10 protein-coding genes and 1 tRNA gene are annotated in these 12,517 nt (G+C 50.1%); 10 read left to right on the top strand and 1 reads right to left on the bottom strand.

The genetic code is table 11. The features are described from left to right. Positions 1-6: 6 nt before the first annotated feature. Positions 7-1,494 carry a dolichyl-phosphate-mannose--protein mannosyltransferase gene (locus AC8GDC_RS05200; protein WP_506557601.1) on the bottom strand — a complete coding sequence of 496 codons (1,488 nt, stop codon included), beginning with the start codon at positions 1,492-1,494 and terminating at the stop codon, positions 7-9. Positions 1,495-1,543: 49 nt separating this feature from the next. On the opposite strand from AC8GDC_RS05200, the gene rsmI reads away from it, so the two are divergent. From rsmI to AC8GDC_RS05150, 10 genes are all read left to right on the top strand, one after another. Next, on the top strand, positions 1,544-2,356 hold the full coding sequence (gene rsmI / locus AC8GDC_RS05195) for a 16S rRNA (cytidine(1402)-2'-O)-methyltransferase (RefSeq protein ID WP_506557600.1): 813 nt from the start codon (positions 1,544-1,546) through the stop codon (positions 2,354-2,356). 28 nt (positions 2,357-2,384) lie between these two features. After that, positions 2,385-3,983 (top strand): methionine--tRNA ligase, encoded by a 1,599-nt coding sequence (gene metG / locus AC8GDC_RS05190; RefSeq protein WP_506557599.1) that lies wholly within the window; start codon positions 2,385-2,387, stop codon positions 3,981-3,983. Between the two features lie 9 nt (positions 3,984-3,992). Beyond that, on the top strand, positions 3,993-4,883 hold the full coding sequence (locus AC8GDC_RS05185) for a TatD family hydrolase (RefSeq protein ID WP_506557598.1): 891 nt from the start codon (positions 3,993-3,995) through the stop codon (positions 4,881-4,883). Continuing rightward, on the top strand, positions 4,883-5,713 hold the full coding sequence (gene rsmA, locus AC8GDC_RS05180; RefSeq protein ID WP_506557597.1) for a 16S rRNA (adenine(1518)-N(6)/adenine(1519)-N(6))-dimethyltransferase RsmA: 831 nt from the start codon (positions 4,883-4,885) through the stop codon (positions 5,711-5,713). The genes AC8GDC_RS05185 and rsmA overlap by 1 nt, the downstream gene beginning before the upstream one ends. Further along, a complete protein-coding gene (locus tag AC8GDC_RS05175) occupies positions 5,710-6,966 on the top strand; it encodes a 4-(cytidine 5'-diphospho)-2-C-methyl-D-erythritol kinase (RefSeq protein ID WP_506557596.1) in 1,257 nt (418 codons plus the stop codon). The genes rsmA and AC8GDC_RS05175 overlap by 4 nt, the downstream gene beginning before the upstream one ends. Next, on the top strand, positions 6,967-8,730 hold the full coding sequence (locus AC8GDC_RS05170) for an ABC-F family ATP-binding cassette domain-containing protein (protein ID WP_506557595.1): 1,764 nt from the start codon (positions 6,967-6,969) through the stop codon (positions 8,728-8,730). A gap of 54 nt (positions 8,731-8,784) precedes the next feature. After that, positions 8,785-8,856, top strand: a tRNA-Gln gene (locus tag AC8GDC_RS05165). Between the two features lie 23 nt (positions 8,857-8,879). Beyond that, positions 8,880-10,259, top strand: a complete 1,380-nt coding sequence (gene glmU, locus AC8GDC_RS05160; RefSeq protein ID WP_506557594.1) for a bifunctional UDP-N-acetylglucosamine diphosphorylase/glucosamine-1-phosphate N-acetyltransferase GlmU — start codon at positions 8,880-8,882, stop codon at positions 10,257-10,259. Positions 10,260-10,276: 17 nt separating this feature from the next. Continuing rightward, positions 10,277-11,251 carry a ribose-phosphate diphosphokinase gene (locus AC8GDC_RS05155; protein ID WP_506557593.1) on the top strand — a complete coding sequence of 325 codons (975 nt, stop codon included), beginning with the start codon at positions 10,277-10,279 and terminating at the stop codon, positions 11,249-11,251. Then, the gene (locus AC8GDC_RS05150; protein WP_506557592.1) at positions 11,214-12,455 is read left to right on the top strand and encodes an APC family permease; all 1,242 of its coding nucleotides are present in this window, start codon (positions 11,214-11,216) and stop codon (positions 12,453-12,455) included. The genes AC8GDC_RS05155 and AC8GDC_RS05150 overlap by 38 nt, the downstream gene beginning before the upstream one ends. Positions 12,456-12,517 lie beyond the last annotated feature (62 nt).

Genomic DNA, 12,517 nt, shown 5'->3' with positions numbered 1-12,517 from the left:
AAGAGGCTAGACCCAGCTGGGAAGCCACATCCGAAGCTGCCAGAGCTCGAAGGGCAAATACATCCCGGTGTTCACTGGATAAAAGAAGACAAATGCCCCAAAGACCAAAGACACAAAACCTATGGTTGTGGCATTAGCAAGGGCCGAGGATTTAAGTAAGAGTATTCGCCGCAGCTGTTGAATTACCAACACCAATCCCAGAATTAGCCAAGGCTGGAAGCTCACCACATAGAACTGAAACACGGTGCGCTCAGACAAAACAATCCACGGCAGGTAGAGACTTGCTGTTCCAAGAAGTAGTAACCCTAAAACTCGTTCGCGGTGCCTTACGTATCGATAGATGATGTAGACAAGCGCTGCAGTTGAGCCAAGCCAAATAAATGGGTTTCCTAAAGCAGTAATTGCACTGGAGCAGCCCTCTGCTATCTCACACCCATTTGTTCCCATTGAATACGTCTCATAGAAAAATGCGGTTGGGCGAAGCCCAATTAGCCAACCCAGCGGGTTTGCTTCGTATGGGTGCTCACTTCTGAGATTGACATGGAAGCCATAAATCAGTTCGTGATAGTTCCAAAGTGAGATCATCCAATCCGGCAGCAGCCCAAAGATTCCATCAGCCGGGTTCTCGGTGGCCGAGTTTCGCATATACCCACCGGTGCCAAAAATCCAACGAACCCAAGTCAAAAGGTAGGTTGCCAGTGCCGCGGGGACCAGTGAAACAAAAGAGTATGAACCCTGGAACAAAACGCCCCGCCGAAGCCAATTTGTCTCACCAGAATTTTTACGAAGCAAGCTCTCCGAAAACACAACGTATAGCCCAATGCCCGCAAGCAGGTATAGCCCCGACCACTTGATAGAGCTTGCCGCACCTAGCGCTACACCGGTCAAGATAAGCCATGGCCTAAAGATAAGAATTGACTTCTTCGATTGTTCAATGGCCCGAGAAATTCTCACCCTCGATCTTTCCTGATCAATTAGGAACAGCCAAAACCCCAGCAGTAAAAAGAAGGTAAGCGAAGCATCCAATAAAGCTGTGCGTGAAAGTGTGATAGCCAGGCCATCAACTGCCAGAAAAAAACCTGCCAGTATCGACAACGGAACTGAACGGAAAAGTTTAAATGCCACCAGCATCAAAAGGGCAACTGTTGCAATTCCAAGAATCGCGGTGCTAAGGCGCCAACCGGTGGTTTGATCGGGACCCGTAAACCACATCCCAGAGGCGATGAGCCACTTACCCAACGGTGGGTGAACTACGAATGCGGCATCGCTCAAGTAGCCAGAAACATCACCTGATTGAAAAGCCACATCGGCACCTTCGGGCCAGGATTTCTCATGCCCTTCGGCACTCAGTGTCAAGGCGTCTTTTACGTAATAGGTCTCGTCAAAAACTAGCTTTGCTGGGTAGCCCAGATTCCAAAGACGCGTAAGTGAGGCAATCACCATCACGGAGGCAAATCCGATTGCTTCCACAATTGATCTTTTGGCCAGGAGCATAAGCCCATGCTAATGAACCTTGAGCTTAGGTTTCTGCGAGAATGATGCAATGCTCATTCTGGCCGCCACTCCAATTGGAAACATTGGCGATGCATCGGAAAGACTCAGGCTCACCCTGGCAGCTGCCAAAGTAATTGCAGCCGAAGACACTAGAACACTGCTCAAGCTTGCAAATCATTTGGGTGTAAAACTATCAGCAGAACTAATTAGCCTTCACGAACACAACGAATTACAAAAACTCGACCGCTTAGTCGAAATTGCTCAGAGCGCGGATTTACTTTTGGTAAGCGATGCCGGAATGCCAACCATTAGCGATCCGGGATTTGCGTTGGTGCGAGCGTGCGCCGAAGCAGGTGTTGAGATCCAGGTTGTACCGGGGCCATCGGCAGTTATCTCAGCGCTGGCTGTATCCGGATTGTCAACCGATCGTTTTTGCTTCGAAGGCTTCCTGCCTAGAAAATCTGGAGAGCGAACTAGAGTCTTCGAGTCTCTAATTTCCGAAACTCTCACCATGGTGTTTTTCGAATCCCCGCATCGAATAGTTGATTCGCTGGGGGATGCAGCCAAAGTTTTTGGGCCTGATCGAAAAGCGTCGGTGTCCAGGGAGCTGACCAAGAAATTCGAAGAGACCAAGCGCGGCACGTTGGCAGAACTTATCGATTGGGCCAAGGATCAAAAGGGTGAAATGGTGCTGGTTATTTCTGGCGCGGAGCCGGTGGTTTTTAACCTTGAGGACCTAGTGGCAAAGGTTATCCAGCTCAAAAGTGAGGGAACTGGACTCAAGCAAGCTTGCTCGAGTGTTGCTAAGCAATATGGAGCCTCAAGCTCTGAGCTCTATGCTTTGGCTCTCAAACGGGAATAGCTAGCCCTGCTCGGTTAAGCTTGTATCCATGTCTAGCGTGAGCCCATCGGGAAAGTCGTTTTATGTCACGACGCCCATTTTTTACGTAAACGACGCCCCCCACATCGGCCACGCTTACACAGAAGTTGCCTCGGATGTTCTTACCCGCTGGCAACGCCAAAAAGGCAGCAACGCATTCTTGCTTACCGGTACCGACGAGCACGGCGAGAAGATCCTTCGAACAGCCAGTGCCAACAATTCATCCCCGCAGGACTGGGCTGACAAGCTGGTGCACGATTCTTGGTTGCCGTTGCTTGAGACCTTGGATATCGACAACCAAGACTTTATTAGAACCACTGAGCCCAGACACAAGCAAAACGTCCAGAAGTTCTTGCAGGACCTGCACGACAAGGGCTTTATCTATCAGGGTTCCTACGAAGGAAACTACTGCGTGGGCTGCGAAGAGTTCAAAACTGATTCCGATTTAGTAGAGGGTGAAGGCGCCTTTGCCGACGAACTTGTTTGCGCAATCCACTCAAAACCCGTTGAACGTCTAGAAGAAACCAACTACTTCTTCAAGCTAAGTGAATTCCAGCAACCTCTGCTTGATTACTATGAGCAGAACCCAAACTTCATCCAGCCAGAATCAGCACGAAATGAAGTTATCTCTTTTGTTAAGCGTGAGCTAACAGATCTTTCGATTTCCCGTTCCAAAGACAAGTTTGACTGGGGTATCGATATTCCTTGGGACACCAACCACGTTATCTACGTTTGGTTCGATGCGCTGTTGAACTACATCACAGCAATCGGTTACGGCGAAGATCAAGAGAAGCTAGATAGTTTGTGGCCTGCATCAATCCAGGTAGTTGGAAAAGACATCTTGAGATTCCACGCAGTGATTTGGCCAGCGATGCTTATGGCTGCCGGACTAAAACCTGCTGAAAGAGTCTTTGCCCACGGCTGGCTTTTGGTTGGTGGCGAGAAGATGTCGAAATCTAAGCTCACTGGAATTGCGCCAACACAAATCACCGACGTCTTTGGTTCAGATGCATTCCGCTACTACTTCATGAGGGCAATTGCATTTGGTCAAGACGGGTCTTTTTCTTGGGAAGACCTTTCAGCCAGATATCAATCAGAGTTAGCTAATGGATTTGGAAACCTTGCCTCCCGCGTGGTTGCAATGATTCACCGATACTTCGGCGGGGCAGTTCCAGAGGGCAAGAATCTAATCGAGGCTGACAAGAAAATTGCAACCGTGGCCGAAGCTTGCGTTCGAGCAGCCGATAAAGCCATGGATCAAGTTGCAATCCAAGATGCGCTGGTTGCCATCTGGGAGCTAGTGGATCAACTAAATGGCTACCTCACAGAACAAGAGCCATGGATTTTGGCCAAGGACGAAGCTAATTGGGAGCGGCTTGCCACCATCCTGGTCACCTCCCTTGAAGGCGTTCGAGCCTTGGCTGTGTTGCTTGCACCTTTCACTCCAAAAGCCAGTGCAAAACTCTGGGCGGCAATCGGGGGCTTACTAGGCGATCTTGCTGATCAGCCACTGTTGGAAGCTGCCAGTTGGGGACAGCTGAAACCAGGAACTCAGATTGGCGAATTGGAATCGCTGTTTCCAAGGATTGAACAAGAAGAAAAGGCTTAGCTTAAGCGCGTGAACGAGCACATTAGATCTCGGCAGTTCTTTGACGCTGACGGAAACCGAAAAAACCTTAGCTACCCAGAACTTCCAGAACCACTTTTGGTTGGAACTTACGACAATCACACCCATCTTGAAATAGCCGATGGCGATCAGCCAATGGATTATCAGGACCACATGAGCCTTGCTGGGCAAGTTGGAATTCTTGGAGCGGTCCAAGTTGGTGTGACATTGGAAAGTTCGAAGTGGTGCGCAGAGGTAGCAGCCAAAGACTCCAGATTGCTTGCAGCCGTTGCAATCCATCCGAATGAAGCTGCCAAATATGAATCTAAGCAAGCCCTCGATAACGACATTGAGGGGATTAATAAGTTAGCAAGTGAACCAAGAGTTCGCGCCATTGGTGAGACTGGTTTGGATTTTTTCAGAACTGAAGATTCTCAGGGTATTGAATTTCAGCAATACTCGTTCGAGCGGCACATTGATATTGCTAAGCAGCACAATCTTGCACTGCAAATCCATGATCGTGACGCCCACGACAAAGTGGTAGAAACTTTGCTTCGAAATGGCGCACCAGACAAAGTCGTCTTTCACTGCTACTCGGGAGATCTAGAGTTGGCAAAAATCTGCACCGATAACGGTTGGTACACATCTTTTGCCGGGAACATCACTATCAAGCGAAACCAGCACCTTCGTGACTCACTAAAGGCGATGCCAAAAACCAAGATTCTTGTTGAAACCGATGCGCCATTTTTAACCCCCGAGCCACTGCGTGGCCGCCCCAACGCTCCGTACCTAGTCCCAATCACCGTGCGCTTTATGGCGCAGCAGCTGGAAATGGATGCCAACGAGCTCTCTGGCCAAATAGCCCAAAACACCATTGAGGTCTACGGATCCTGGGACAACTAATGGTTGAGCTACTGGGTTCTGGGGAAATAAGACGCTTAGCCGCAGAGCTTGATCTAAGACCAACCAAAAAGCTCGGTCAGAACTTCGTGATAGATCCGAACACCATCCGCAAAATTGTTGGCGCTGCAAATCTTTCTCCCAGAGACAAGGTTGTTGAAATTGGACCAGGACTTGGCTCATTGACACTTGGATTGTTAGAAAAGGTCAATTCGCTAGCAGTTATCGAATTCGATAGCCGTTTGGCAGATCGGCTCAAGCAGACCCTGGACCAAAGAGCCTCGGGGCATAAGTGCCACATCATCTCTGCCGATGCCATGAACGTCACCGAGTTGCCCTTTGAACCAGATGCGCTGGTGGCAAATCTTCCATACAACATTTCAGTTCCGGTACTTCTGCACTTCATGGAAACCTTTCCAACTCTGACAAAGGGTTTGGTTCTAGTCCAAGCAGAAGTCGCCGCTCGGTTGATTGCCCCTCCGGGGTCAAAAACTTATGGTTCTCCAAGTGCCAAGTTGGCTTGGTACGTAAAGGCTTCATCAGGGGGAGTAGTCTCAAGAAATATCTTCTGGCCGATTCCCAATGTTGATTCCGCACTGGTCTATTTCGAAAAACGAGAAGATGAATTCCCTGCTGCACTTCGCCTAGAAGTGTTTAGAGTTATTGACGGAGCATTTGCTCAGCGGAGGAAAACTCTTCGACAGGCACTTTCGGATTGGGCAGGTTCGCCTGCCGAAGCGGAGCGCATATTGCTCGAAGCTGGAATCTCCCCTCAAGCACGCGGTGAAGATTTGATTATTGATGATTTTGTAAGGCTGGCGAGTAAGAAGTGATTTTTGAAACGGACTTTCGACAGTCAACGGCGGCTCTAGTTGCGACAACATATTTCTCGGCTAGCGCGGCCAGGGTTTTCAATATTCTCAACGATCCTACTTCGTGGGGCCAAATTAGAACTCCAAGAGTTTCCTCGGTTACCTTGCCCTCCAAGATAGTTTTGTCCTTCGATGGCATTGAGCGCGCTACCGTTTCGATAACTTCCTGGAACACGGACTTTAGTCAGCTAGAGGTTGTACTGGATGGCTTCCCAGACGATTCCGCAAAATCAGCACTTGAGTCTTACTGGTTGGAAATTTGGAAGATGTTGGTTGGCAGATTGGGCCCCCGCACTTCTGTAGTTGCCTCGAGCCCTGCGAAGGTGAATGTTTACTTCGCGGTTGGGGCCTTTTTGAAAGACGGCTTTCATGAGGTCGCCAGCTGCTACCAAGCTTTGAGTCTTCGAGAGGTCGTGAGCGTTGAATTAGAAGGCAAGTTCTCAATTAGCTTTGCCGGCCCCTTCGCAGAGTCAAGCAAGCAGCTAGTGCCCACAGATGCCACTAACTTGGTCTACAAAGCAGGTCTTGCTCTGCAGGAGCTCAGCCCGGCCGTTCAGCCTAAATTAGTGGCCTTCACAATTCACAAATCAGTTCCAATTGCCGGAGGTATGGCTGGAGGCTCCGCTGACGGTGCAGCTGCACTTGTGGCCCTAAACCAGTTGTTCTCAGCTGGTTTAGAAGACAAGCTCTCAAAAGCCGCTGCCAAGCTTGGATCGGATGTCCCGTTCTCAATGCAGGGTGGAACAGCTATCGGAACAGGTCGTGGCGAGAATCTTTCGAAGATTGAAACCGCTGCAGTCTTGCACTGGGTCATGACCCCATCTCAAGTTGGACTTTCCACCCCTGATGTTTATCGCAAGCTTGACATCCTGCGAACCGAGGCAGGAGTTGATGTGTCAACTTTGGAAATACCCGAGGTGCCATCAGAGCTAGTAGCAGCCCTGATTGCAGGAGACGCGGTGGAAGTTGCAAACTACATGCACAACGATCTCGAAATTGCTGCTTTGGCTCTAAGGCCAGAACTTGCAGAAACCATCGAGGCTGGAAGAAAAGCAGGAGCATTGAAGTCGATGGTCTCCGGATCTGGACCAACCATCGCTCATCTTGCTAAGGATCGAATTCACGCGGAACAAATTGCTAATCGACTAGCTGGCGCAGGCTTACCTTCGATTGCAACTTACACATCCGTTTCCGGCACGAGCTTGGAGAACTAGTTGGCGCATCTACTTGGAGCTGAGCGAATTCGGCTCAGCTTTGCAACTACGGAAGTGTTCAAAGATCTAACTATTGGTGTACAAGACGGCGACCGTATTGGCATAGTCGGTAAAAACGGCGACGGTAAATCAACTCTGCTTCGACTCTTTGCGAAAACTCAGGAACCGGATTCGGGCCAGATTACTAAGCGAAGTGATGTGCGCATTGGAATGCTTGACCAGGTGGATGACTTCCTGCCGGATCAGAGCATTTCACAGGTTGTCATTGGGGATCTTGCCGAGCACGAGTGGGCCGGTAATCCAAAAATTCGCGATATCTTTGCAGGTCTTCTAGCTGACTTCGATTTCGACCAGAAGGTAGCGCAGCTTTCGGGTGGCCAAAGACGACGGGTGGCATTAGCGGCTTTGTTGGCAGGCGATTGGGACATCCTGATGCTGGATGAGCCAACTAACCATTTGGACATCGAAGGCGTGGCCTGGCTTGCACAGCATTTAAAGACTCGCTGGGGCAAAGCTAGCTCGGGATTGCTGTTGGTCACCCACGACCGCTGGTTCTTGGATGAGGTTTGCAATCTGACCTGGGAAGTGCACGACGGAGTTATTGATATCTACGATGGCGGCTACGCGGCCTACATCCTGGAGCGCAATGAGCGGGCCAGATCTCAAGCGGCCAGTGAATCTAGAAGGCAGAACCTGCTTCGCAAGGAACTAGCCTGGCTTCGCCGAGGGGCCCCGGCAAGAACCACCAAGCCTAAGTTTCGTATCGATGCTGCTAACGAGCTGATCGCAAATGAACCGCCTCCAAGAGACAGTGTGAACCTGGCCAAGCTTGCAACCACTCGTTTGGGAAAAGATGTTTTGGATATCGAAAATCTATACTACTCAATCGATGGTTTGCAGCTGTTATCTGATGTGACTCTTCGCTTAGGTCCAGGAGATCGAATTGGACTGCTTGGTGCTAATGGTGCGGGCAAGACAACTTTGCTGAAGTTGATTCTCGGCTCCCTAACTCCCAGCAAGGGTCGAATAAAACTTGGCAAAACTGTAGTGCCAGCAATCTTGAGTCAGGAGGTTCGCGAGCTTGATGAGTTCGCCGATCAGCGGATTTTCGAACTTATCGCTCGGGAAAAGCGCACCTTTGTTGTTGACAAGAAGGAAGTTGGAATTTCCCAGCTGGTTGAGCAGCTTGGATTTACTAGCCTTCAACTACAAACACCAATTGGTGATTTGTCTGGTGGTCAAAAAAGACGACTTCAACTTCTAAGGCTGCTTTTTGGCGAACCAAACTTATTGATTCTTGATGAGCCCACCAACGATCTTGACACCTACATGCTTGCCCAGGTGGAAGACCTTTTGGATTCTTGGCCTGGGACATTGATTGTTGTAAGTCACGATAGGTATCTACTCGAAAGAGTCACCGACATGCAATACGCATTACTTGGCGATGGGGGACTTAGACATTTACCTCGTGGTGTTGATCAGTATCTTGAGCTGCGTAAATCAGGCGGGATACAGGAAGATACACCTGTCGCTAAAGCAACTTCCGGGGCGCAGGATAGGGCGAGCCAGAAAAATCTTCAGCGGCTCGAGCGGGCAATTGCCAAGGCAGAAGCTGAGGAAATTGAGGTTCGAGCGAATCTGGAAAAGCATGACCCGGCTGACTACGAGGGCTTAGCTGCCCTAGCTGCCAGAGCCAGTGAGCTAGCCACGAAACGGGACCAGCTCGAAGCTAGTTGGTTGGCTGAAAGCGAGAATCGGGCCTAAGGCCTCAAGGTTTCTGGCAGACTTAGGGGGTAATCGGGCCTTGCTTGATTGTGATCCGCCCTAGTGTAACGGCAGCACGGCGGCCTTTGGAGCCGTAGAGTTCAGGTTCGAATCCTGAGGGCGGAGCGAAAACCGATTGGGAGATGTTGATGTCAGCTAAAGGGCTTGTCTGCGTTGTACTTGCAGCCGGCAGCGGAACCAGAATGGTTTCCGCCACCCCAAAGGTTATGCACCAGTTAGCTGGGCGCACTCTAATTGGTCACGTTATGGCAACAGCCACTTCCCTTAAGACTTCGGGAGTCTATGTTGTGCTTCGTCATCAAAAAGAACTCATCAGCGAATACCTAACCAAAAGCTATCCAGCTGCCATTCAGGTAGAGCAGGACGAAATTGCAGGCACTGGTCGTGCGGTTGAAGTAAGTCTTTCAAAAATTCCAGCTGACTTTGCAGGCGATGTTCTGGTTATCAGTGGAGATGTTCCACTGATGGACACCCAAACACTTACCGACTTGGTCGCAGCTCACAGATCCGGAAAAGCCTCGGCCACTATTCTTACTGCTTTATTGGAAGACCCATCCGGCTACGGCAGAATCATTCGCGGAAGCGATGGCCAGGTTGCCAAGATAGTTGAGCACCTGGATGCTACCGAGGCAGAGCTTGCGATTTCTGAAATCAACGCGGGCGTATATATCTTTGACGCTTCTGACTTGCGACAGGCGCTATCTAAGCTTCAATCACACAACGCCCAGGGGGAGCGCTACCTAACTGACGTCGCTGCGTTGCTTGTTGAAGACGGCCATCCAGTGATGGCTGAGATAGTTTCTGATAACTGGTTGGTTCACGGCATCAACGATCGAGTTCAGTTAGCTGAAGTCGCCAAAGAACTAAACAACCGCATCTGCAAAGCTTGGCAGTTATCCGGCGTCACAATCTTGGACCCGGAGTCAACTTGGATTGATGTTCAAGTCACAATTGGCCAGGACGCAACCATTCATCCATCGACACATCTTCGGGGCCTAACTTCCATCGGGGCTAATGCTGAAGTTGGACCATCGGTAGTCATCGAAAACAGTACGGTCCATGAAGCGGCCAAAGTTGGCCCATTTGCTTACCTGCGAGCTGGAACCGACCTTGGCAAGAGCGGCAAGATTGGCTCCTTCGTTGAGACCAAAAATGCCAAGATTGGCACCGGATCTAAGGTTCCTCACCTGTCTTATGTGGGGGATGCTGAAATCGGCGAAGGCTCAAACATCGGAGCGGGAACGATTTTTGCCAACTACGACGGAGTGAACAAGCACACCTCCAAGATTGGCTCGTTCGTTCGAACAGGCTCGCAAAACGTCTTTGTTGCGCCCATTACGATTGGAGATGGAGCGTACACAGCGGCCGGCACAGTGGTTCGTAAAGATGTAGCTCCAGGAGAACTGGGAATGAATGTTTCACCACAGCGCAGCATTGCTGACTGGGTCATAAACAAGCGTCCTGGAACCACCTCCGCAGAAGCAGCTTCCAAAAACAAGTCCAAGTAGAAACTAGGAGCCCGCAGTTGACCATTAAGACCACCGGAGAAAAAAGACTGGCATTGGTTAGTGGAAGAGCCCATCAGGGACTTGCGGAAGAAGTGGCAGCACTACTTGGAACAACACTTGTCCCAACAACTGCATACGACTTTGCTAACGGAGAAACCTTCGTTCGATTTGAAGAAAGCGTCCGCGGTGTGGACGCTTTTGTTATTCAGTCTCATCCTTCTCCAATCAACCACTGGTTGATGGAGCAGTTGCTAATGGTCGATGCTCTAAAGCGCGCTAGTGCAAAGAGAATTACCGTCGTTGCACCTTTCTTTCCCTATGCTCGTCAGGACAAAAAGCACAAGGGACGTGAGCCAATTTCAGCTCGCCTAGTCACCGATCTTTTCAAAGCCGCTGGAGCGAACCGAGTGATGTCGGTTGATCTTCACTCACCTCAGATTCAGGGATTTTTTGACGGTCCGGTAGATCACCTTTGGGCTTTGCCTATGCTTGCTGATTTTGTGAAAGACAAATGGGGCAATGAAGAGCTGACAGTTGTTTCCCCAGATTCAGGAAGAGTTCGAGTGGCAGATATTTGGGCTGATCGCCTAGGTGCTCCTTTGGCCATCATCCACAAACGTCGCGACGCAAACGTGCCTAACAAAGTCTCAGTTCATGAACTAGTTGGTGAGGTTGAAGGCCGCACCTGTGTGCTAGTTGACGACATGATAGATACCGGCGGAACCATCGTGGCTGCCGCCAAAGCCCTAAAAGACAACGGTGCCAAGCGCGTTATCGTTGCAGCTACCCACGCGGTCTTGTCAGAGCCAGCTGTTGAGCGCCTCTCGGATGCTTCGGTGGATGCAGTGGTTGTGACCAACACCTTGCCAATTACCCCGGACAAAGAATTCGACAAGTTGACCGTTCTCTCGATTGCACCTTTGATTGCTAAGGCAATTTCTGCGGTATTTGGCGATGACTCAGTTACCTCACTCTTCCCTGGCCAGTCCTAAGCTCTCACTAGCTGGAGCGTCCCTAATTGGGATTGCTTCCATGCTTGGCGCTGGTGTTTTTGTGGTTTTTGCTCCCGCTGCAAAATTGTCGGGTTCTTACGTTCTGGTGGCAATTGCAATCGCCGGAATTGTCGCCGCGCTCAATGCCCGAAGCATGAGACAGCTTTCAAGAGTTTTTCCTAAGGCAGGTGGAACATATGCTTTCGGGCGTAGGTATCTGTCAGACACTTGGGGGTTTTTGGCAGGAGTTTCATTTATTCTCGGGAAAATTGGATCTGTTTCAGCAATTTCTCTGGCCGCAGCAGCATATATTTACCCGACCGCAAAAGTCCAGGTCGCGATTGCAGCATTACTGGTAATGACTGTCATTAACTTTTTCGGTATCAACCGAACGGCCATGGGAGCGCTAGTACTTAGCCTCCCAACTATCGCCTTGTTGCTTCTGGTGGGATTCACAGGCCTAGTTCAACCCGGCAGCACAATCGACACACAGCCTTCTTTGGTTGGAGTAATCTCAGCCGCCTCACTAATCTTTTTTGCTTTTGCCGGATACGCCAGGGTTGCAACATTAGGCGAAGAGGTAAGAGACCCATCAAGGAATGTGCCTCGATCAATAACTATCGGACTCATCGTTGTGCTCACTCTTTACCTGATGGTCGGTAATGCACTCTCGCTTGGACTTGGCCCAACGCTCGAAAACTCTGTGGCCCCTATCTTGGGGTATACGAATCAAGTGATGCCCTGGATTCCCAGTGAGGTAGTAATTGCTATCGCCGCTTCAGCATGCTTAGGCTCGCTGCTTTCATTATTGGCCGGTATCTCTAGGACTGGTGCGGCGATGGCACAAGACGGTGAAATCCCTAGGGTTTTTTCCAAAAGGAGCAAATCCTTCAATAGCCCTTGGGCGGCCGAAATGGCCATAGCGGCAATTTCAATTGTTTTAGTTAGTTCCGGCGATATTGTCTGGACAATCGGAATCTCATCTTTTTTGGTCCTTTGCTACTACGCCATCGCCAACCTTGCGGCATACAAGCAATTGACAACTGGGATGTTAACTTCAAAAATTCTGGCGCTAGCTGGACTAGCTTCATGCATTCTGCTAGCGGGTTTCGTGCCCCTGCAATCTCTATTGATTGGGATTGGGGGTCTATCCCTAGCCCTTGCATTGAGGGCTGGTTTGAAAAAGTCACGAGTTTCAAGCTAGACTCCAAATAACAACGGCGAGGGCTTCCTTGCGGAAGCCGTTATCGACGGGGTTTCTTCGGA

It is taken from the genome of Rhodoluna miladensis (SeqCode), from assembly GCF_965234705.1.
Lineage (GTDB): Bacteria > Actinomycetota > Actinomycetes > Actinomycetales > Microbacteriaceae > Rhodoluna > Rhodoluna miladensis.
Note: the sequence above shows the minus strand (reverse complement) of the source record. Positions and strands in the feature narration are given on the sequence as shown.